This is a genomic window from Vibrio sonorensis, from assembly GCF_001854765.1.
In the GTDB taxonomy this organism is placed as follows: domain Bacteria; phylum Pseudomonadota; class Gammaproteobacteria; order Enterobacterales; family Vibrionaceae; genus Vibrio; species Vibrio sonorensis.
Genome location: NZ_LJJE01000103.1, coordinates 74,447 through 95,951 on the forward strand (window position 1 = coordinate 74,447; position 21,505 = coordinate 95,951).

A 21,505-nucleotide genomic window follows, 5' to 3' on the forward strand; every position below is an offset into this window, starting at 1 on the left:
TTGGAGATTACCCATGGAACGGATTACGGTCAGCTTAGGTGAACGTAGCTATCCCATTTCAATTGGCGCCGGATTGTTTGAAGATCCGGCCCACCTTTCCCCGCTTTCAGCAAATCAAAATGTACTCGTGATCAGCAATGTCACCGTTGCGCCACTGTATGCTGAAACCATAGTTAACAGATTGACCGAGCTGGGTTGCAATACTCAAGTATTGGAACTGCCAGATGGCGAACAGTACAAGTCACTCGATACTTTCAACACCGTGATGAGTTTTCTTTTAGAGAAAAACTACAGTCGTGACGTAGTTATCATTGCGTTAGGTGGTGGTGTAATCGGTGATTTGGTCGGATTTGCTGCCGCTTGTTATCAGCGAGGCGTGGACTTTATTCAGATCCCGACCACTTTGCTCTCTCAAGTAGACTCATCTGTCGGTGGCAAAACTGCCGTGAACCACCCGCTGGGTAAAAACATGATCGGGGCCTTCTATCAGCCCAAGTCAGTTGTTATTGATACTAACTGTTTAAAAACGCTTCCAGAGAAAGAGTTTGCTGCTGGAATCGCTGAAGTGATCAAATACGGCATTATCTACGACGCTGATTTTTTTGATTGGCTCGAAGAAAATCTTGATAAATTATATGCACTTGATGAAGCTGCTTTGAGCTATGCCATCGCTCGTTGTTGTCAGATTAAGGCCGAAGTGGTTGCACAAGACGAAAAAGAGGCAGGAATTCGCGCACTGTTGAATCTGGGTCATACTTTTGGTCATGCGATTGAAGCTGAACTCGGGTATGGTAAATGGTTACATGGTGAAGCGGTTTCTTCTGGTACAGTCATGGCTGCAAAAACAGCCCAGCTTCAAGGTCTTATCTCGAAAGAGCAGCTAGAAAGAATTATTTCTATACTGAAAAGAGCTAAGTTGCCTATTCACACGCCGGAGAGCATGTCTTTTGCCGACTTTATGAAGCACATGATGCGTGACAAGAAAGTCTTGTCAGGTGAGCTGCGTTTAGTGTTGCCTACCAGTATAGGTACCGCCGATGTGTTTAAAGGTGTGCCAGAATCCGTGATTGAGCAAGCAATCGATTTTTGTCGCACTCTGTAACGGTTCAAGAACCTAGACAAGCAAGGTCTATAGGATGGTGAAATGAGTTTGACCCATGAATCCCGCATGTTGGAGTTAGAGTCTCAGACCGCTCTGTTAGAGCGTTTGCAACTGTTGACAAACTTTGGGTCAAATCTCGTGACCATTGGCGGTCCTGGTGGTGCTGGTAAATCTTGGTTAGCACAGAGGTACTTAGAAGCATGGGCTGAGGAAAAAAATCAGTCTTTGTTGATGTGCCACCCCAACCAAGATGAAGCGCAAAGAAGAGCGACTATTCTTGGACAGCTTGTCTCCCAATCTCAATACAATCCCAGTGATACGATTTTAGAAAGTTTCTCAAGAGCTCAGGAAAATGAGCCTTGCGATATTGTTATTGTGGTTGATGACGCTCACTTGCTGAGTGAAACTTTTATCTCAGAACTCTGGATGATGGTGCTAGAAGCTCAAGTGAACCCCACTTGGACAGTGAATGTCGTGCTTTTTGCTCAGTCTGGGAGTCTAGATGCTCTGCTAACACGCTTGAGTTACGGGCAAGAACACAAGCCTATCGATCTAGAGGTCGACAACCTATCAGAAAACGAAGCCGATCGATTTTTTGAACACTTGGTCATGAGATATGTCGAAGATGGCATGGAGCGTCGTACGCGAAATGCTTATCGAAAGACAAACCGCACACCGGGAGACATTATGGCTCTAGCCGATCAGAAAGTAGAAAAACGGATTATCATACGCTCAATCATTGGTTCTCCAATTAATATTGCTCTTGCGATTTTAGTCATCGTTTTACTTATTGGTGGTGGTTATTGGTATATGACCCAGCAACCTACGCCAGATGAAATGGCGCAACAGTTAACGGACAACGTTGAGCAAACCGTTATTCCGACGCTTCCTGAAGTAGAGGAGCCTCAAACGGCGCAAGTCGAAGGTGAAAACATTGAGGCCATTGCCGAAGACCCAATGGTAGCAGAGGCGGTGGAAGATACCGATGCACTTCCACAAGAGTTAATGGATGGTTCCGTATTGATTGGCGGCGCAGATGCGGAACAACAACGCGTTGTGATTACCTCTGAAGTTGTTGATGCCTTGATGGAAGGCAAGCCGGAGCAGGTTGATACCTCTGTTATTGAAACAGCGGTGGAAGACGCAAAAGAGCAAGCGGTTGAAAATCCAGTTGAAGTGCCAGTAGAAGAACCTCAAGCTGAGGTATCTGAAGCAACCCCAGAAACAAGGATTCAGTTTTCATTCTCTCGGGAAGAACTAAAAGCTTATTCTCCAAGGAGTTATACTTTGCAGCTTGCTGCAATGAACACGCTACAGGAAGTACAGCAGTTTATTGATAAGTACCGTTTAGCCGGTCAGGTATACGTCTATCCCACGGTGAGAAGTGAGGTCGAATGGTACATTGTGACCTATCAAAATTATCCGACCATTCAAATGGCGAGAGACGCGGTCGATGGCCTGTCAGAAGAGCTGCAATCCCTCGAACCATGGGCGAAATCGCTAAGTCAGGTGCAGAGAGAAATAGATCGTGCCAACTAGGCAAATATGTTACATTCCGCACCCTTACTTTTGTGGTTGAACGATTAGAGCAATAAATGAAGAAGCAGCGTGCCTTCCTTAAGTGGCTGGTGGAAAATTCGGACTCGTAGAAGATATACAACGCCATCTTCCACCGGCGCGCAAGTTGGTGGAACCCTTCGTTGGTGCTGGCTCAATCTTTCTTAATACCGATTATGATCAGTATTTATTAGCTGATATTAATCCCGACCTCATTAATCTTTATAACCTGCTTAAAGAGAGCCCAGAAGAGTATATCTCTGAGGCTAAGCGATGGTTTGTACCCGAAAATAACCGCAAAGAAGCCTACCTAGATATCCGTGCTCAGTTTAATGGCACTGATGATGTAATGTACCGCTCGCTGGCGTTTTTATATATGAACCGTTTCGGTTTTAACGGCTTGTGTCGATACAACAAAAAAGGTGGGTTCAACGTTCCATTTGGCTCATACAAAAAGCCCTACTTTCCAGAAAAAGAACTTGAGTTTTTTGCTGACAAAGCGAAAAAAGCGACCTTTATCTGCGAAGGGTATGGAGAGACCTTTAGACGCGCGCGCAAAGGCAGTGTTATCTACTGTGATCCTCCTTACGCTCCTCTTTCAAACACCGCTAATTTCACTTCGTATGCGGGCAATGGCTTCTCCTTAGATGACCAAGCAGGATTGGCGGACGTCGCTGAAAAAGCCGCACTGCACAGAAACATTCCAGTATTGATATCAAACCACGACACTACGCTTACACGACGCCTATACCACGGTGCAGAGCTAAATGTGGTGAAAGTGAAACGCACGATTAGTCGCAATGGTGCTGGACGCAATAAAGTGGACGAATTACTGGCGCTGTTCAAACCAGAATCTGCTTAATAGTCACTTAACACTCAACAAGCAGAGAGTATTTCTGAGACAAGACTCGAATATCTGATTAGGCTTAGGTAGAATTGCGGCCTGAGGCAAGACGCCCCACAATAATCGCAAGTTCGCCCAATTTTGCCATAGAGGTCAGGTATGAAAGATTTCCTTATAGCTCCATCCATTTTGTCAGCAGACTTTGCTCGTCTTGGTGAAGACGTAGAAAAAGTATTGGCGGCAGGCGCAGATGTTGTTCACTTTGATGTGATGGACAATCACTATGTTCCTAACCTGACTTTTGGTGCTCCGGTGTGTAAAGCACTACGCGATTACGGTATTACAGCGCCTATCGATGTTCACTTAATGGTGAAGCCCGTTGATCGCATCATTCCAGACTTTGCAAAAGCGGGTGCTAGCATGATCACTTTTCACGTCGAAGCGTCGGAACACGTTGACCGCACTTTGCAACTGATCAAAGAACACGGTTGCCAAGCGGGTGTGGTTCTCAACCCAGCTACGCCTCTGTCGTGTTTAGAGTTTATTATGGATAAAGTTGATCTTATTCTGCTGATGTCCGTAAACCCTGGTTTTGGCGGACAATCCTTTATTCCCCATACATTAGATAAGCTGCGTTCGGTTCGTAAGATGATTGACGAATCTGGTCGCGATATACGCCTAGAGATCGATGGTGGTGTTAAAGTCGAGAATATCCGAGAGATTGCTGAAGCGGGTGCGGATATGTTTGTAGCGGGCTCGGCGATCTTCAATCAACCAGACTACAAAGAAGTGATCGACCAAATGCGTGCTGAACTGGCTAAAGCTGGTAAATAATCTTCTTTAACACAACGATCAAAATTACAAGTAAGAGAAGTAAAGCAGTATGTTAAACAATATTAAGCTCGTCGCTTTTGACTTAGATGGCACCTTGCTCGACAGTGTGCCGGACTTAGCGATAGCTGCGGATAAAGCCGTACAAGCGCTAGGCTTTCCCACCGTTACCGAAGAACAAGTTAGAGATTATGTGGGCAATGGTGCCGATGTACTGATCGGCCGTTCTTTAAGCCAAAGCTTAACGATTGATCCACAACTTACCGATGAACTACGCGCCAAAGCACGTGAGTTATTTGATGATTTCTACGACCAAACCGGTCACGCTAACAGCCATCTTTACCCAGGGGTAAAAGAGACGTTAGAAGTACTTCATAAAGCGGGTTTCACCCTAGCGCTGGTAACTAATAAGCCGAGCCGATTTGTACCTGAAGTTTTGGAAAAGCACGCAATCAAACACTTTTTTACGGATGTGCTTGGTGGAGATAGCTTTCCCGAGAAGAAGCCAAATCCAATGGCTCTCAACTGGTTGATGGAAAAGCACGGTATTGGGGCAAGTGAAATGCTGATGGTGGGAGACTCAAAAAATGACATTCTTGCGGCGAAAAACGCAGGTTGCCACTCTTTTGGTCTTACTTACGGCTATAACCACGGTGAACCTATCTCAGTTTCAGACCCAGATTATGTGTCTGATACGGTTGCCGAGCTTATCGATGTTGTGATAGCGACAGCCTAGAAGCACGTCCTTGTTCGCATAGACGTGATTAAAGCGCGACAGTTGAAGCAAAAGCACTAGCAAAATACTTGTTAATGAGTACACTGAGTAAGCCGCGTGCATGAGCATGCGGCTTTTTTACCAAATTAAGAAGTCAAAGGAATCATTCTAATGAGCAAACCCATCGTATTCAGCGGTGTTCAACCGTCAGGTGAACTAAGTATCGGCAACTACTTGGGTGCTCTACGTCAATGGCAGCAGATGCAAGACGATTATGATTGCCACTATTGTATCGTTGACCTTCACGCGATTACGGTTCGCCAGAACCCAAAAGAGCTACACGAAGCAACCCTAGATGCATTGGCAATCTGTCTAGCAGTTGGTGTTGATCCGAAGAAGAGCACGCTATTTGTTCAGTCACACGCACCAGAGCATGCTCAGCTTAGCTGGCTTCTTAACTGTTATACTCAGATGGGCGAACTGAGCCGAATGACTCAATTTAAAGACAAATCTCAGCGTTACGCGAATGATGTAAACGCGGGTCTGTTTGATTACCCAGTGCTAATGGCGGCAGATATCCTGCTTTACGGTGCTCATCAAGTTCCAGTGGGTAGTGACCAGAAACAGCATTTAGAACTGGCACGTGATATCGCTACTCGCTTTAATAACATCTACAGCCCAGAAGACCCTATCTTTGTCGTGCCAGAGCCATACATCCCAACAGTGAATGCGCGAGTAATGAGTTTGCAAGACGCGACGAAGAAAATGTCTAAGTCTGATGACAATCGCAAAAACGTGATTACTCTGCTAGAAGAGCCAAAGTCGATCCTCAAAAAGATCAACAAAGCGCAAACAGACACTGAAACACCGCCACGCATCGCGCATGATATCGAAAACAAAGCGGGCATTTCTAACCTAATGGGCCTTTACTCCGCTGCAACGGGTTTGAGTTTTGAAGAAATTGAAGCGCAATACAAAGGCGTGGAAATGTACGGTCCATTTAAAAAAGATGTAGGTGAAGCACTGGTTGCTATGCTTGAGCCAGTACAAGCTGAATACAAACGCATTCGCGAAGATCGTGAGTACTTAAACTCAGTGATGCGCGAAGGAGCGGAAAAAGCGTCCGCGCGCGCTTCAGAGACCCTGAAAAAGGTGTACGAAGTGGTTGGCTTTGTCGGTAAGCCTTAATTACAAACCTCAAATATGATCCAATTTCAAAGAGCCCGTAGCCATTTGGTTGCGGGCTCTTTTGATTTAAGTATCAAATCAACCGTTACCCCCACTTTCGCCTGATCTTGCGCGAAACATTTAATGAGAAGAAGCGTCAATACTCCAAAAGTTCAGAGCATTATTTAATGTTATTTAATATTAGTGACCTAGTATCATTGATGCCAGATTAGATAGGGTACAGCGACACCTAAACCTAACGAGGCTACATTGATGAAAGACAACAAGCAGGGATATACAAGTACTTATTTAGCCAGTGTTTTTATGCGGTATTGTTCTCTTGGGTTACCTATATTAGTTAGCTTATTCTCAAGCAGTGTTTTGGCCATTGGGATTAGTGATTCGAAATACCGAGAGCTTGGCGGAACGCTATCAAGAGACCCAGCGGTGGTCGCGGTCGCCTATCAGTCTCTACGTCAAACATCTTTTGCACAGCGTTTTAGTGCGGTTGGTAAAATAGTAGCTGGCAGTGCATTTTGCACTGGTACTTGGCTTGGGAATCATGGAGACAAGGCGTTCATTCTCACAGCTGCGCATTGCGTAGCGGGGGATAACAAGACTCAAGAATCGACTTATTTTGGTCAGCGTATCTCCTTTCGCACGGGAGACAACCGCTTAATTGCCTCCGGACAGTCGAACACTCATTTTTTAGGCTTTACCGCTTGCCAAAATGATTTAGCTATCGTTGAGCTGCCACTGTTAAGAGTGCCTGTTGATAGTGAAGGCAATAACGTTTCTCAACCCGTTTATGCGGATGAGGTTGATTTCGAGCATTATGTCGGTCAACCGATGACTCTATTGGGTTACGGTCTAAATGGGACCCCTAGCCTTGAAAAGCTGACCAGTGGTCGAGCTTGGGGGATAGGAGTCGTGACTAAAGAAAGCGATGGTTGTTTGCAAAGTACTGCTAACACGGATTCCTCTTGGGCATTCATAACTCCAGGTGACAGTGGTTCGACGTCATGGCAGTGGCGAGAAGGGCAACTCGTTGGTGTAGGTGTTACTTCTTGGTGGGGTGGTTGGCAAGCAAAGTGGTCTGGGTTTGGTCGTATCGCCCCTCACCATGAATGGATGAAGCGTATATTTCCAAATATCAATACTGTTACTCGCTCACGCACCTTAACTGAGTCCAAAATGCTTGAGCTAAAAGACGTTGAAGCCCATGTGGATGGTACTGTTTACTATTTAGCGGGGGATAACGTAGCTGGGCCCCAAAAAAGGAAATGGGCATACCCAACAGGCCTCACAATGCTCGTAGTTCCGATGTTAAATCAATCTACTGGGGAGAGGAAAGACATCACGCTTCGAGCGCAGCGACAAACTCATTGTGGCTGGGGGGAAATCAACAACGGTGTGTATTGTTTTCCGTCCCCCAGTAAAGGAGGGTTGAGAATTTGGTATAAGGAAGAGGACAATTCAAACGTACCAGCAGGTTTGTATACTGGAATGTTTTCACTTGAGGCTAAAGGTTGGCATGATCATGATTACAACGAAATGATCAATCTTAACGCCAATATTTTGATCAAAGGAACGGCGGTTGTTGAAGATACGGTTACGGAGATGAGTGCGGCAATGACCTCTCGTTATGATCAGAGTGTCAAAGGTTCGGTGTATTATTTACCGCAAGGGGAAATCACTAGCGATGTTACTCGTCGTACGTGGAGTGGTCGCCTCAATACTTGGTCGACTATATTAGTCCCAGCGATCAATCGCGATACCAATGAGGTTCAAATGGTGTCACTTCGCGCCTCGCGTTTTACTGGGTGTGGCTGGGGCGCTATGAACAACGGTGTGTATTGCTCAAATGGCGCAAATTACGGTCAGTTACGTGTGTCTTATCATCAGTCAGACAATCAAAATTTACCAAATGGAAGTTATGATGGCCTGTTTAACATTTTGGTGAAAGGTTGGCATAGTCATTTTGAAAAAGTACTGACATTCAAGCTAGATATAGATAAGGAGAACGAGTGAAAGGTTATTTAGCTGTTGCATTCTTGTTATCTGTGTGGGGACTGGTCTTGCAGTGGGAGCGGTCGGGCACAGAACTTTCTGTGCCAAAACACGTTTCTTCTGAAGTGTTGACGGCGTCCGCTTTGGGAGATTTTGTAACACAAACAAATACTGTTCCACCTCTTGCTATACGAGAAGCTCAGTATGCCAAACCTATATCTCATGGAGAGGCGGCTCCTAAATCGGACACCTTAGATGAGTTAAAGGCCGATATTACTGAATATACGAGAAAATCGCCTCAGCTAGATGAAAGTCAACAAGAGGACTCTGATACACCTATTCCACCGGATTTCTTTGATCAAGAAGTGACCTTGTGGCGCAGTAGTGAAAAGGCAAAATCTGTTTATGAGAATTATACAGAAACTCAAGCTCTTCAGGGCCATTCACTCGATTCAAAGTATTTTATTGAGTTTGATGAGACGAGCCTAGATTCTCTTGACGTCGGACAGCGATTCACGCTGCCATCTATTAACGAGCAACAGATACAAGTGATTATTCAGCAACAGGAAAGTTTGGGGCAAGGCGCAACAAACTGGGTACTAGTAGATAGCCAAGGCAATCCGATGGGGAATATCACTCGTACTAAAGATTCGGTAGAGGGGGTATTTACTACACCATCAGGGCCATTCTACCTGAGCTCTATCAATGGGGTTGGCTGGCTTGCAAGTGAAAATACACTTATTGCAGCGGTACAAAATAGCTTTACCAAACCCAATTAGAGGAAGTAGTCAGAGAAATCGTGACTTAGAAGCTAGATCTTAAGGAGAAAGATTTGTTTCCAATCCATTGGTGATTGGTAGTGAGGCCCCGTCTTTCTCCTTATTTTGTTTGACGAATCACTTTCTCCTTGCCTTTCGCCGCTCTTGCTGCACAATACCGCCTTTAGCGGTAACTAGATGGATCTTTCAGAGCGCAGCATGCTACTAATCATCGATAATTATGACTCGTTTACCTATAACCTTTATCAGTACTTTTGCGAGTTAGGTACAGAGGTTAAAGTTGTGCGTAATGATGAGATAGACATTGAAGGCATAGAAGCATTGGGACCATCTCATCTGGTTATTTCCCCTGGGCCTTGTACGCCAAACGAAGCGGGCATCTCTTTACAAGCCATTCAACACTTTGCCGGTAAGCTGCCGATATTGGGTGTTTGCTTGGGACATCAAGCAATCGCACAGGTCTTTGGTGGCAAAGTGATTCGAGCCCGCGAAGTCATGCATGGAAAAACCTCTCCAATTCGTCACAATGGCAGAAGCGTTTTTAAAGGGTTAAACAACCCACTGACAGTGACTCGTTACCACTCGCTAGTGGTTCAGGCTGATTCGCTTCCAGAGTGCTTTGAGTTAACGGCTTGGACCGAAAAACAGCACGGTGAGATGGATGAAATTATGGGGTTTCAGCATAAAACCTTGGCGATTGAGGCCGTGCAGTTTCACCCCGAATCGATAAAAACAGAGCAAGGGCATGAGCTGTTAGCAAATTTTTTACGCCGATAGCTCGATTGTCAGCACTATCGCCACCTGACTTAGGTCACCTTTTTTAACATTTCTTTCATACAATTCCCCCAGTTTTGTCGCTGCAAAACTATTCGCAATACTATTCACTGCTCTCAATTTTAGACCTGCTAATGTACGGTTTATCAGTGCTTATAGTACTCATTAGGAAATATTGCTTCATAAAAGGCGTAACTTGGTGCATAAATAGTCACACTTGTTGAGAGTTAGTGATTTGCTAAGTGAGTAAAAAGAATAAATCACTATTGAAATGGTTAATTAATTGTAAATACAATGCCGAATAAGCAATATCGTGAAAGATTATATGCTTTCAATTGAATGGAAGTCACACGCTTATCTGCTAGGCATGCGGTATCGAGAGGGAATGTGCAATGACAGTGGAAACGAAAGTAGAGCGCGGTTTATTCGATGAGGTGATGGTACCTTGTTATAACCCAATGGAAATGATCCCAGTGAAAGGCGAAGGCTCGCGAGTTTGGGATCAAGGTGGCAACGAATATATCGACTTTGCTGGTGGTATTGCAGTGAGTTGTTTAGGCCACTGTCACCCAGCAATGGTCAATGCGCTAACGGAGCAGGGAAATAAAATCTGGCACCTTAGCAATGTGTTGACGAACGAGCCAGCACTTCGCTTAGCGAAAAAGCTAACCGAGCTTAGCTTTGCAGACAAGGTTTTCTTTGCCAACTCAGGTGCAGAAGCAAACGAGGCTGCGCTGAAACTCGCGCGCCGTTATGCGGCAGATACACACGGTGAAGAAAAATCAGAAATCATCGCTTTTAAACAGGGTTTTCACGGTCGTACCTTCTTCACGGTAACCGTTGGTGGGCAAGCCGCTTATTCCGATGGCTTTGGCCCTAAGCCGGGCGACGTAACTCACCTTCCATACAACGATGTAGACGCCCTTAAAGCTCATTTCTCAGATCGTACTTGTGCAGTAATGATGGAGCCTCTTCAAGGGGAAGGCGGGATTATTCCACCTACGCCTGAATTTGCGCAAGCGGTACGAGATCTATGTGACCAACACAAGGCTCTGCTAATCTTCGACGAAGTACAAACAGGTAATGGTCGTACTGGTCATTTCTATGCTTACCAAGGCCTTGGTGTCACACCAGATATTCTTAGCACGGCGAAATCTTTAGGCGGTGGATTCCCTATTGGCGCTATGTTGACTACAACTGAGCTGGCTCAACACCTAAAAATCGGAACGCACGGCTCTACTTATGGTGGTAATCCATTAGCGTGTGCGGTAGCAGAGGCTGTGGTTGACGTTGTAAGTCAGCCAGAAACCTTAGCGGGTGTAAAAGAGCGCGAAGCCCTATTCCGCGAAGGTTTGGCTAAAATTAATGATAAATACCAGTTGTTCAGTGAAATTCGCGGTCAAGGTTTGTTACTTGGAGCAGCACTGAACGAGGAGTGGCAAGGGCGTGCACGTGATGTACTTGTCGCTGCTGGAAAACAGGGACTGATGGTGCTTATCGCCGGTGCTAACGTGGTTCGTTTCACTCCATCATTGGTCATTTCGAAACAAGAGATAGAAGAAGGATTGGCAAGACTGGATAAGGCAATCGCTTCTCTGGTTTAAACATAATACCTATAGCCGATATAGCTGAAGCATTGTGATGGACACAATGCGATTCTAACGAGAGCTTTAGGCTAGGGTATTAAGAGCCCCGGTTGGGTTTTGGGGCTCTTTTAGCATCAGGAGGGAGTATCGATGCTGGTTGTTCGCCCTATTGCAATGTCGGATTACGACGCCCTACACACCTGCGCGGTGGAGTCAGGTCACGGATTTACATCTCTTCCGGTTAACGAAAAATTGTTGACCGATCGCATTCAACACTCTGAATATAGCTTCGCAAAACCAGACGTTTCACAGGCTGGGGATGAAGGTTACTTAATGGTTGGCTTTGATAGTGAAACTGGTGAAGTCGCTGGCTGCACTGGTATCGAGGCCGCAATTGGTTGGGATGTACCCTTTTACTCATACCACATCAGCACAATCGTACACTCATCGCCAAAACTCGGTGTTAACAATGTGGTGAAGCTATTGACCTTTGGTAATAACTACACGGGTTGTAGCGAGATTTGCACTTTGTTCCTACGTCCGACATTTCGCGGTGGATTAAACGGTCGCCTTATGTCTAAGTGCCGCTTCCTAATGATGGCAGAGCATCCTCACCGATTTTCAAAGACAATTTTTGCAGAGATGCGCGGCGTTTCTGATGACGAGGGCAACTCGCCATTTTGGCAGTGGCTGCAAGAGCACTTTTTCTCCATTGATTTTACGATGGCAGATTATCTCACTGGGATTGGTAAAAAGGGCTTTATTGCCGATTTGATGCCCAAGCTACCCATCTATGTCAACCTTTTGAGCAAAGAAGCTCAGCAAGTTATTGGCAAAGTACATGACAATACCAAGCCCGCCCTCAAGCTATTGGAAAACGAAGGCTTTACCTGTCGCGATACGTGGACATTTTTGATGGAGGTCCGACTGTCGAATGTGATTTGCGAAACATCGAAACGGTGCGCCACTCGTTCCGAGCCAAAGTCACAATCGCAGAGCACTGCAATGAGGTGCACTATTTGATAGCCAATACATCGTTCGAAAATTTCCGTGCCGTAGCGGCAAAGGCGGCTTACGACAAAAAAACGGATTCAGTGATTATTACCCCTGACGTGGCTAAAGCGATTCAGGTGAAAGAAGGTGATTTTGTCCGCATGGCGGCTCAGTAGTAAGGATTTTCTATGACACATTGGATTGCAGGGGACTGGGTTGCCGGACAAGGTGACCAAATGCAGTCGATTAGCCTTATAACAACGAAGTAATTTGGGAAGGGAGCAGTGCGACGCCTGAACAAGTCGAGCAAGCGGTAAAAGCGGCGCGCAGGGCGTTTATCAGTTGGAAGAAACTTAGCTTCGAACAGCGAGAAAGCATCGTTTTGGCGTTTGCTGAAAAAGTGAAACAAAACAGTGAGCTTATCGCCGAGACGATTGCAAAAGAGACGGGCAAACCATTGTGGGAAACCCGTACCGAAGCGGGAGCGATGGCAGGTAAAATTGGTATCTCTATCCGCGCCTATCACGAACGCACGGGCGAAGCGACTCGTGAAGCTGCAGGGAACCAAATTGTTCTGCGTCACCGCCCGTTAGGCGTTATGGCGGTGTTTGGACCCTATAACTTCCCAGGGCATTTACCCAACGGTCATATTGTTCCTGCACTACTTGCTGGAAATACCGTGGTATTTAAGCCGTCTGAGCAGACTCCAATGACAGGGGAGTTGGCGATGAAGTTGTGGGAAGAAGCCGGTCTACCCCAAGGTGTAATTAACCTTGTTCAAGGCGCCAAGGAAACGGGAGTTGCGCTTGCAGATGCTAAAGGGATAGATGGCATTCTTTTCACCGGCAGTGCCAATACGGGTCATATCTTACACAAGCAATTTGCCGGTCAGCCGGATAAGATGCTCGCCCTCGAAATGGGCGGAAATAACCCTATGGTGATCTCTGAACAATACGGCGATTTAGATGCGACGGTTTACACCATTATTCAGTCGGCGTTTATCAGTGCTGGCCAGCGCTGTACTTGTGCAAGACGCCTTTATGTTCCAGTGGGGCAGAGCGGTGATCAATTGATTAGTAAACTGGTAAAAGCGACGGATGACATTGTGGTGGATCAGCCATTTGCAGAGCCCGCTCCTTTTATGGGCCCCCAAATCTCTAAAGCGGCAGCCGACTTTATCCTTCGCGCTCAAGAAAATTTAAACAGCCTTGGTGGAGTGAGCCTGCTAGAAGCGAAAGCCGGACAAGCGGCATTCGTGACGCCAGGTATTATTGATGTCACTGCGATTGAATCTTTGCCTGATGAAGAGTATTTCGGACCGCTACTTCAAGTAGTGAGATACAAAGGACTAGAGAGTGCCGTTGAGCTAGCTAACGATACCCGATTTGGGTTATCTGCTGGCCTGGTGTCGACTGATGATCGCGAATGGGAGTACTTTGTTGATCATATACGTGCGGGTATTGTAAATCGCAACCGCCAACTGACAGGTGCCAGCGGTGATGCGCCATTCGGTGGTCCCGGTGCTTCGGGCAACTTGCGTCCAAGCGCATACTATGCGGCGGATTATTGCGCTTACCCAATGGCATCAATGGAAGGTGATGAAACCCTACTTCCGGCCACGCTATCACCGGGTGTCAAAATATAGAAAAATCGTCGCATTCAGTGCGACGCCATAATAAAAATAGGGCGTGAAAAACACCCCAGCCCTTGCTCATATCCTAGTATCTAAGGGCTATGAGCCATATCGTCACAGGTTGAAGGCTATCTAAGAGATTAGGTAGCCTCTTTTTCCAATAACATTCATCTGCTGACTTGTTCAAGCTAGTATCGAAAGGTCACAGAGACCCTGTCAAGGAGGCGCTATGACGCCAGATACTCTATTCCAATCCCTGTGGGAAGACTATATTCATCGCTTGTGTCCCTCTGCGGCTAAAGTCCATCAATTGCTCGAAGAAGATGAAGCACTGATTAATGACCATATTGCCCTGCGGACGTTTAACCTCGCTCCAATCGGGCTAGACGTACTCGCGATACCCTTTATCAATTTAGGGTACAAAGCGTGTGGCGACTATGTGTTCGAAAGTAAGAAGCTAGTGGCGAAGCATTTTGAGCACCCCGACCCCAAACAGCCTAAGGTGTTTATTAGTGAGCTAAAAGTGGACGAGTGCTCGCCAGAGCTGCAAGATATCGTCGGTAAACTAGCGGCACAGGTGCATGCTCAGCAGATGACAGGTGACACGTTCCTTTTCAGTGGCCGACAGTGGGAGTTAAGCTATCAAGATTACAAAACCTTAGCCAAAGAGAGCGAGTACGCTGGTTGGCTTGCGGCCCACGGATTTGGTGCCAATCACTTTACCGTTAGTGTTAACCAACTTAAGGCATTTGATGAGGTTAAAGCGGTGAATGAACACCTGAGACAAAATGGGTTTACCATCAACGAAGCCGGTGGGGAAGTAAAAGGCTCTCCAGATGTATTACTAGAACAGTCTTCAACAATGGCGGACAAAGTGAGTGTCGATTTTTCTGACACTAAGGCGTCGATTCCCGGTGGGTTCTACGAATTCGCCAAGCGATACCCTCAGTCTAACGGGGAGTTGTACCCGGGATTTGTCGCGGCCTCTGCTGACAAGATATTCGAAAGCACCGATAGTAAATAGCTGATTTACAGATAAACAAAAGCCACCTCAAGGGTGGCTTTTAAATAGGTTATCCTTAAAGGATTAACGAGTACCGTATACCACGATAGTTTTACCGTGTGCAGAAATTAGATTCTGCTCTTCTAGCATCTTCAGGATACGACCAACAGTCTCACGTGAACAGCCAACAATCTGACCGATCTCTTGACGAGTGATCTTGATTTGCATGCCATCAGGGTGAGTCATCGCATCTGGTTGTTTCGCTAGGTTCAGAAGTGTCTGAGCGATACGGCCAGTTACGTCCAAGAACGCAAGGTCACCAACTTTTTGGCTGGTTACTTGTAGACGGCGTGCCATTTGTGAAGATAGGCGCATCAGGATATCAGGGTTAACCTGAATCAACTGGCGGAATTTCTTGAACGAAATCTCAGCCACTTCACATGGAGATTTAGCACGAACCCAAGCGGTACGTTCTTGGTCTTCTTCGAATAGACCAAGTTCACCGATGAAGTCACCTTGGTTTAGGTAAGACAGGATCATCTCCTTGCCTTCTTCATCTTTGATAAGTACAGCGACAGAACCTTTTACAATGTAGTAAAGCGTTTCTGCTTTTTCGCCCGCGTGAATTAGCGTGCTTTTTGATGGGTACTTATGAATATGACAGTGTGAAAGAAACCACTCTAGTGTTGGATCGGTTTGAGGTTTACCTAGAACCATAATATCTCACTTCCTCTGCAGGGTACGCTTGCCACTTTCCATATTTTAGCTAAGCCTTAAATTGGCTTACTAGGATAAGAGCACTTTTAAAATGCTGCAAGCCATCTTGTGTTTCGGTTAGAAATAGTATCCTTTTTCGGAAACGATTTCTTGATTTTAATCGGGTGTAGAGTGCTATTTTTTACGCAAAAATGTGCACATTATCACGCTATGGAAAGTAATCTTGTACTACCCCGAGAATTTAACCAATTTTTCCGGTTTCGATCAGTTGTTGTAGTATCGGTCTAACGATCAGTTCCATCGCAAAACTCATCTTGCCACCGGGCACAACAATCGTGTTGTGACGGGACATAAATGACCCATCTATCATTGCCAGAAGGTATGGATAATCAACGTTTTTAATACCGCGTAGGCGTATAACAACAAAGCTCTCATCTAGGCTAGGGATCCCCTTTGCATTTAGTGGGTTTGAAGTATCCACCGTGGGAACGCGCTGAAAGTTGATGTGTGTACGTGAGAACTGCGGTGTAATGTAGTTTAAGTAGTCATCCATCGAACGCACGATGGAGTCCATTACGGCTTCACGAGAGTGCCCTCTATCGCGAGTATCGCGAACAAATTTTTGAATCCACTCTAAGTTTACGATTGGAACCATGCCAATCAGTAGATCGACGTGCTGAGCCACGTTGATGTCACCATCAACAACACCACCGTGTAAGCCTTCGTAAAAAAGCACATCTGAATTTTCGGGGAGGTCTTGCCATGGGGTAAAAGTGCCGGGCATCTGGTTATAGGGTACTGCCTCGTCAAATGTGTGCAGATAGCGACGCACTTGGCCTATGCCTTCATTACCGTACTTTTTGAAAAACTCTTCCAAAGCGCCAAAGTCGTTAGCTTGTGGACCAAAATAACTAATGTGACGGCCTTGTTCGCGGGCTTTGCGGATCTCAACGTCCATTTCTGGGCGAGTAAAGCGGTGGAAACTGTCGCCCTCTACCCACGCAGGGCGAATGTTCATCATGTTGAACATCTTGCGAAAGGCTTCTGATGTTGTTGTCGTTCCGGCACCGGAAGAACCAGTAACCGCAATTATGGGATGCTTTGCTGACATGACAAACCTTGTCTGATTAAACCATTCCTGTATTAAGCGAACGGATAGTGCGCTTAAGTCGAAAAGACACTATAGCACGTCTTGCACTCCTGTCACCGCACTCCATTCTCTATATGGGAAGTGTTAAAATTTGTTTTTTAACTGGATATCAACGGTTTCATGGAGTTCCGAGAAGACGACGACGGCCTCGCCCCTTTCTAGTTGTAGCTTTACTTGATCAATCTTGTCATCAAGAGATATTTCGGTCGTGCCGTAATCAGTGCCTTCGCGAAGCACAAATTCGCGTATTAAGTTGTCTAGAGTGTCGGGAGAAATCTGCTGCCAAGGTACAATCATAATGGTTTTTAATTATTTAAGAAGAGTGGGCCTAATTATGCCGATTTTAAGCTTTGGTAGTAAGCCGGAAGCATCTCTTCGAGCCAAAAAGTTGGCTTTAAAGTACTGCCAGTGACAAAACCGACATGTCCTCCCTGATCTAACAGTCGATAATCGATGTTTTCAGGTAGAACAAATTTTGGAATGACGGCATCGGTCATAAAGGGGTCGTCTTTAGCGTGAATAATCTGGGTGGCAGTCGTATCTCTTTTAAGCGATGAATACCGGAGCAACGCTGATAATAGTCGTTGGCATCTTTGAACCCGTGCAAAGGCGCAGTAATAAGGTCATCAAAGTCGTAAAGCTTGGTCACTCTTTTAATGCTCTGATAGCTCACATCGAGCTCCCCTTTGATGAGGTGATGTTTGCGCAGCGCATTGCGCTTGAGAGAGTTGAGCAAATAGGTTTTGTAGACCTTGGAGAACCCTTGCTCTATACGTTCTGAACACGCGGATAAATCCAAAGGCGCAGAAACTATGGTTGCCGCATCTATCAATGGAGATTCTGCATGCTGGGCAAGGTAATTGGCGAGCATATTACCCCCAAGAGAAATCCCCACTGCCACTTTCGGTGAGTTGGGAAAAAGCTGGTTGATATGCTCTAAAAACAGTCTCGCGTCTTCGGTTTCTCCAGAGTGGTACGCGCGAGCCTGCTTGTTGGGTTTACCACTGCAACCGCGAAAATGCATCATGACAGATAGCCAGCCGTCACGTGCAAAGGCGTGCATCAAGCCATTGGCATATGGGCTGTAAAAACAGCCTTCTAATCCGTGGAAAAGAATAAACAGTGGTTTATTCTGTGCTGTTTCTCCCTGCCAGTCTTCGCTCCAAGCCAAGTCTAAGAAATCATCATCACGGGTGTGAAGTGTTTGCCAAACTGGTTCAAACAGGGCTTTTTTGCGAATAAATCGCGGAGCGAGAGTTTGCAGGTGAGGGTTACTCAACCCCGCTGCTGGAGTAAATTGTGTCATAGAGAGTCACTGGATGTAGGTTCTACTGGTTTTGAAAACACATCGTGCAAGTGTTCACCGCCCAGTTGTCGACAATAAATAAGCGTCAGGGGTAAATCACGATTATTTATAAGTCTAATACTATTGATACAATCGACCAGATCAGATTGCTGCTGTTTTTCTAACAAGAGTTCAAATTGCAGTGCTTCTCTGTAGAGGGTATCAGGCAGATTGCGTTTGAGTTTCCGCCTGAGCTCTCTATAGCTGTGGAGAAGGGTTTCAGAGCGACCAAGACAGGCTTCGACTCGGTGCCAATCTTCTTCGCCGAAACTAACTTGTTGCTCGTCCAACCATTTTAGAAGCAAGAGCAAGTTGACGTTGCCACCAAAATGGTTTTGCAAGCTTAAGCACGCTTCTTTAACTTCCCGCACACTGTAATACTGCAAACTGAATTGCCAGAGTCTTTCTAGGGTAAGGGAAATTGTAGCGCGCTCTGCAGTCATGGATTGTTGAACTCCTTTTCCATTTGTTCCAGTTCTTCCTGAAGGCTCATCCATTCCATCTCAACCTCTTCCAGTTCGGCTTTACTGGTGGCCTGAATAGAGAGTACCTGATTAAGTTTAGCTTTATTCTCGGCCTCATACAGAGAGTTATCAGACAATTGTGTTTCTGCTTCAGCCAATGATTCACCTAACTTATCCATTTTCTTCTCTAGGTTTGTCAGGTTTTTGCGAATTGGTGCCGTCACTTTGCGAAATTCTGCTTCGCGTCGCTTTTGCTCTTTTTTAGCCGCTGCGCTGTTGGAACTCTTTTCTATGTTTTCAGGTTGAGCGTCTTTGCGTTCTTGCTTTTGCAAGTCAGTTAACCACTTGTAGTAGTCGTTGAGGTCACCATCAAAAGGCGCGACTTGTCGGTCGTGAACGAGATACAAGTCGTCCGTTGTCGCTCGCAGAAGGTAACGGTCGTGACTGACGATAACCATGGCTCCTTCAAAGGTCTGCAACGCTAAGGTCAACGCTTGGCGCATATCCAAATCAAGGTGGTTAGTCGGCTCATCGAGGAGTAACAGGTTAGGCTTTTGCCACACAATCAGTGCCAATACGAGTCGAGCCTTTTCACCTCCAGAAAAAGGAGCAACTTTGTCTAGTGCTTTATCGCCTTTAAATCCAAAGCTACCCAAATAGTCGCGCAGTTGTTGCTCGGTCTGATCCGGTGCGATTTGCATCATGTGCTGAAGAGGTGTTTCTTCGGGGTGCAGAGTTTCTAGTTGATGCTGGGCAAAATAGCCTATTTTGACCCCTTGAGAGTAAGTAAGATCACCACTTTGAGCGTTTAGCTCTTTTGATAACAGTTTGATAAGAGTGGACTTACCCGCACCATTTCGGCCGAGTAAGCCAATACGACTGCCCGGAACTAAATTAAGGCGAATTTTTTCTAGAATAAGGTTGTCACCATAACCAGCACTTACCTCGTCCATCATAATAATTGGATTGGGTAAGTTATCAGGGTCACGGAAGTTAAAGCTAAACGGGTTGTCTGCTTGAGCGGGCAAAACTTTTTCCATACGCTCAAGAGCTTTGATTCGGCTTTGTGCCTGTCTCGCCTTAGAGGCTTTGTAGCGGAAGCGGTCGATATATTTTTGCATATGGGACATTTGCTTCTGCTGCTTATCGAACATGGCTTGTTGAAGAATGAGTTTTTGCGCTCTTTGTTCTTCGAACGACGAGTAGTTACCCGTGTACTCGTTGAGCTTTTCATGTTCAATATGAATGATTCGGCCTACGATGGGGTCAAGAAAATCGCGGTCGTGAGAAATGAGTACCAGTGTGCCCGGATAGTTTTGCAGCCAACGCTCTAGCCACATAACCGCATCCAAATCTAAGTGGTTGGTCGGTTCGTCGAGCAGCAGCAAATCAGAACGGCACAATAGGGCTTGAGCCAAATTTAATCGCATTCTCCAACCACCAGAAAACTGAGTTAGATTCCAACTCATTTGATCTTGTGAAAAGCCCAAACCATCTAATAGCTCTGCGGCTCTAGCGCGAATGCTGTATCCACCAATTGTTTCGATCTGTCCGTGAATTTCAGCGACTTTAGTACCGTTGTCGGTCGCTTCGGCTTCTTGTAGCTGACGTTCTAAATCGCGGTATTCTCGGTCACCATCAATGACGTACTCAAGAGCAGGTCTCTCCAATGCTGGAGTTTCTTGAGCCACCCACGCCAATTCCCAATGAGAAGGCGAACTAAAGTTGCCGGCGTCAATAGAAAGCTCGTTTTTGATAAGGCAAACAAAGTGGATTTACCACAACCGTTTTTGCCTACCAAGCCAACTTTGTCGCCGGGATGTATCGTTGCCGAAGCTTCATCAAGTAGAGGTTTTCCGCCGCGTAACAACTGGATATCGGAGAAGGTGATCATAGTGTTTTACTGTCTTGTTCAATGTGGTCGACTGAATAGTATTGGGATTGAGGTTAAAAGTCGATCATTGCGTTGTCGAAGGTCAGGAACACACGCAAGTTAGCCTTGAAGATTGCAATTCAAGGCCAGTTGGGTATATAACATTCTGATAACGAATGATTTGCGTAACGTTAAACTCTGTTTCTCAACAGGCAGAGATAAGTTACTAAGATATAATAATATTAAAGAAAAGCTCAGGGATGTCTTAGGTCGTGTCAGCGAAACCCCGTATTCTAGTACTTTATGCCCACCCAGAACCGAAAGCTTCGGTGGCAAACCAGAAGATGATCAAGGTGATAGAAAACCTTGATCATGTCACCGTGCACGATCTTTATGGACGGTATCCAGACTTTTTTATTGATGTAAAACGCGAGCATGACTTATTACTTGCTCACGATATCGTCGTTTTTCAACACCCACTTTACATGTATTCTTGCCCGGCCTTACTTAAAGAGTGGATAGATAGAGTGTTGGGGAAAGGCTTTGCATTTGGTCAAGGTGACGCGCTAAAGGGCAAATATTGGCGCAGCGTGATCACGACCGGAGGTAAAGAAGAAGCGTTCGGCAAGCAGGGCTACAACAAATACCCTCTCGATGAAATTCTCCAGCCCTTTGAACTAACCGCTGCGTTATGCCAAATGGAGTGGATTGATCCATTGGTGCTCTATTGGTCTAGAAATATCTCGGACCAAGAGAGGATAGAACACGCCCAAGAGTATCGAGATTGGTTAGACGATCCTTATGCTCAGCAGGACCTAATTCAAGGAGCGTGCAATGGCATTGGAAAGTGACTTCTTGCAAAGTAGCCTAATCTTCTTAACCGCGGCGGTGGTAGCAGTGCCTCTTGCCCAGCGTTTGGGGTTGGGTTCCGTTCTCGCTATTTGATCGCCGGTGTGGTGATT

The 21,505-nt window shown here is 45.9% G+C and carries 15 protein-coding genes and 5 pseudogenes; 14 read left to right on the forward strand and 6 right to left on the reverse strand.

The window, feature by feature from the left end; genetic code table 11:
• Window positions 1–13: 13 nt before the first annotated feature.
• From aroB to BLO31_RS19225, 13 genes and pseudogenes are all read left to right on the forward strand, one after another.
• On the forward strand, window positions 14–1,102 hold the full coding sequence (gene aroB, locus BLO31_RS19165; protein WP_070970600.1) for a 3-dehydroquinate synthase: 1,089 nt from the start codon (window positions 14–16) through the stop codon (window positions 1,100–1,102).
• A gap of 42 nt (window positions 1,103–1,144) precedes the next feature.
• Window positions 1,145–2,641 carry an SPOR domain-containing protein gene (locus tag BLO31_RS19170; RefSeq protein ID WP_070970603.1) on the forward strand — a complete coding sequence of 499 codons (1,497 nt, stop codon included), beginning with the start codon at window positions 1,145–1,147 and terminating at the stop codon, window positions 2,639–2,641.
• A gap of 56 nt (window positions 2,642–2,697) precedes the next feature.
• Window positions 2,698–3,521, forward strand: a pseudogene (locus tag BLO31_RS19175) (Dam family site-specific DNA-(adenine-N6)-methyltransferase).
• 141 nt (window positions 3,522–3,662) lie between these two features.
• Window positions 3,663–4,337, forward strand: a complete 675-nt coding sequence (rpe, locus tag BLO31_RS19180; protein WP_070970607.1) for a ribulose-phosphate 3-epimerase — start codon at window positions 3,663–3,665, stop codon at window positions 4,335–4,337.
• A gap of 49 nt (window positions 4,338–4,386) precedes the next feature.
• On the forward strand, window positions 4,387–5,070 hold the full coding sequence (locus tag BLO31_RS19185) for a phosphoglycolate phosphatase (protein WP_070970610.1): 684 nt from the start codon (window positions 4,387–4,389) through the stop codon (window positions 5,068–5,070).
• Between the two features lie 150 nt (window positions 5,071–5,220).
• The gene (gene trpS / locus BLO31_RS19190) at window positions 5,221–6,237 is read left to right on the forward strand and encodes a tryptophan--tRNA ligase (protein WP_070970613.1); all 1,017 of its coding nucleotides are present in this window, start codon (window positions 5,221–5,223) and stop codon (window positions 6,235–6,237) included.
• A gap of 360 nt (window positions 6,238–6,597) precedes the next feature.
• Window positions 6,598–8,247, forward strand: a complete 1,650-nt coding sequence (locus BLO31_RS19195) for a trypsin-like peptidase domain-containing protein (RefSeq protein ID WP_245688525.1) — start codon at window positions 6,598–6,600, stop codon at window positions 8,245–8,247.
• The gene (locus tag BLO31_RS19200) at window positions 8,244–9,005 is read left to right on the forward strand and encodes a hypothetical protein (RefSeq protein ID WP_070970619.1); all 762 of its coding nucleotides are present in this window, start codon (window positions 8,244–8,246) and stop codon (window positions 9,003–9,005) included. The genes BLO31_RS19195 and BLO31_RS19200 overlap by 4 nt, the downstream gene beginning before the upstream one ends.
• 198 nt (window positions 9,006–9,203) lie before the next feature.
• Entirely contained in the window at window positions 9,204–9,782 is a 579-nt protein-coding gene (locus BLO31_RS19205) for an aminodeoxychorismate/anthranilate synthase component II (protein ID WP_070970652.1), read from the forward strand.
• Between the two features lie 389 nt (window positions 9,783–10,171).
• A complete protein-coding gene (locus BLO31_RS19210; RefSeq protein WP_070970622.1) occupies window positions 10,172–11,383 on the forward strand; it encodes an aspartate aminotransferase family protein in 1,212 nt (403 codons plus the stop codon).
• Window positions 11,384–11,515: 132 nt separating this feature from the next.
• Window positions 11,516–12,534, forward strand: a pseudogene (gene astA, locus BLO31_RS19215) (arginine N-succinyltransferase).
• Window positions 12,535–12,546: 12 nt separating this feature from the next.
• Window positions 12,547–14,003, forward strand: a pseudogene (gene astD / locus BLO31_RS19220) (succinylglutamate-semialdehyde dehydrogenase).
• A gap of 217 nt (window positions 14,004–14,220) precedes the next feature.
• Window positions 14,221–15,015, forward strand: coding sequence for a DUF1338 domain-containing protein (locus BLO31_RS19225; protein WP_070970625.1), 795 nt, complete (start codon window positions 14,221–14,223; stop codon window positions 15,013–15,015).
• Window positions 15,016–15,078: 63 nt separating this feature from the next.
• Here BLO31_RS19225 and crp read toward each other — a convergent pair whose 3' ends face one another.
• From crp to BLO31_RS19255, 6 genes and pseudogenes are all read right to left on the reverse strand, one after another.
• Entirely contained in the window at window positions 15,079–15,711 is a 633-nt protein-coding gene (gene crp, locus BLO31_RS19230) for a cAMP-activated global transcriptional regulator CRP (protein WP_005597159.1), read from the reverse strand.
• A 241-nt stretch (window positions 15,712–15,952) separates the two neighbouring features.
• On the reverse strand, window positions 15,953–16,822 hold the full coding sequence (locus tag BLO31_RS19235; RefSeq protein WP_070970628.1) for a phosphoribulokinase: 870 nt from the start codon (window positions 16,820–16,822) through the stop codon (window positions 15,953–15,955).
• A gap of 123 nt (window positions 16,823–16,945) precedes the next feature.
• The gene (locus BLO31_RS19240; protein WP_070970632.1) at window positions 16,946–17,158 is read right to left on the reverse strand and encodes a YheU family protein; all 213 of its coding nucleotides are present in this window, start codon (window positions 17,156–17,158) and stop codon (window positions 16,946–16,948) included.
• A 35-nt stretch (window positions 17,159–17,193) separates the two neighbouring features.
• Window positions 17,194–18,167, reverse strand: a pseudogene (locus BLO31_RS19245) (hydrolase).
• Window positions 18,164–18,649: a TIGR02444 family protein gene (locus BLO31_RS19250; protein ID WP_070970635.1), complete on the reverse strand. Its 486-nt coding sequence runs from the start codon at window positions 18,647–18,649 to the stop codon at window positions 18,164–18,166. The pseudogene BLO31_RS19245 and the gene BLO31_RS19250 overlap by 4 nt, the downstream one beginning before the upstream one ends.
• Window positions 18,646–20,564, reverse strand: a pseudogene (locus BLO31_RS19255) (ABC transporter ATP-binding protein). The gene BLO31_RS19250 and the pseudogene BLO31_RS19255 overlap by 4 nt, the downstream one beginning before the upstream one ends.
• A 251-nt stretch (window positions 20,565–20,815) precedes the next feature.
• Here BLO31_RS19255 and kefG point away from each other — a divergent pair.
• A complete protein-coding gene (kefG, locus tag BLO31_RS19260) occupies window positions 20,816–21,394 on the forward strand; it encodes a glutathione-regulated potassium-efflux system ancillary protein KefG (protein ID WP_139159070.1) in 579 nt (192 codons plus the stop codon).
• Window positions 21,395–21,505: the final 111 nt, after the last annotated feature.

Bases quoted from the DNA above. Each gene is read 5' to 3' on its own strand.
- BLO31_RS19185 (WP_070970610.1), top strand. From the start codon at position 4,387: ATGTTAAACAATATTAAGCTCGTCGCTTTTGACTTAGATGGCACCTTG.
- BLO31_RS19210 (WP_070970622.1), top strand. From the start codon at position 10,172: ATGACAGTGGAAACGAAAGTAGAGCGCGGTTTATTCGATGAGGTGATG.
- rpe (WP_070970607.1), top strand. From the start codon at position 3,663: ATGAAAGATTTCCTTATAGCTCCATCCATTTTGTCAGCAGACTTTGCT.
- BLO31_RS19170 (WP_070970603.1), top strand. From the start codon at position 1,145: ATGAGTTTGACCCATGAATCCCGCATGTTGGAGTTAGAGTCTCAGACC.
- crp (WP_005597159.1), bottom strand. From the start codon at position 15,711: ATGGTTCTAGGTAAACCTCAAACCGATCCAACACTAGAGTGGTTTCTT.
- aroB (WP_070970600.1), top strand. From the start codon at position 14: ATGGAACGGATTACGGTCAGCTTAGGTGAACGTAGCTATCCCATTTCA.
- BLO31_RS19240 (WP_070970632.1), bottom strand. From the start codon at position 17,158: ATGATTGTACCTTGGCAGCAGATTTCTCCCGACACTCTAGACAACTTA.
- BLO31_RS19205 (WP_070970652.1), top strand. From the start codon at position 9,204: ATGCTACTAATCATCGATAATTATGACTCGTTTACCTATAACCTTTAT.
- BLO31_RS19235 (WP_070970628.1), bottom strand. From the start codon at position 16,822: ATGTCAGCAAAGCATCCCATAATTGCGGTTACTGGTTCTTCCGGTGCC.
- trpS (WP_070970613.1), top strand. From the start codon at position 5,221: ATGAGCAAACCCATCGTATTCAGCGGTGTTCAACCGTCAGGTGAACTA.
- BLO31_RS19225 (WP_070970625.1), top strand. From the start codon at position 14,221: ATGACGCCAGATACTCTATTCCAATCCCTGTGGGAAGACTATATTCAT.
- BLO31_RS19250 (WP_070970635.1), bottom strand. From the start codon at position 18,649: ATGACTGCAGAGCGCGCTACAATTTCCCTTACCCTAGAAAGACTCTGG.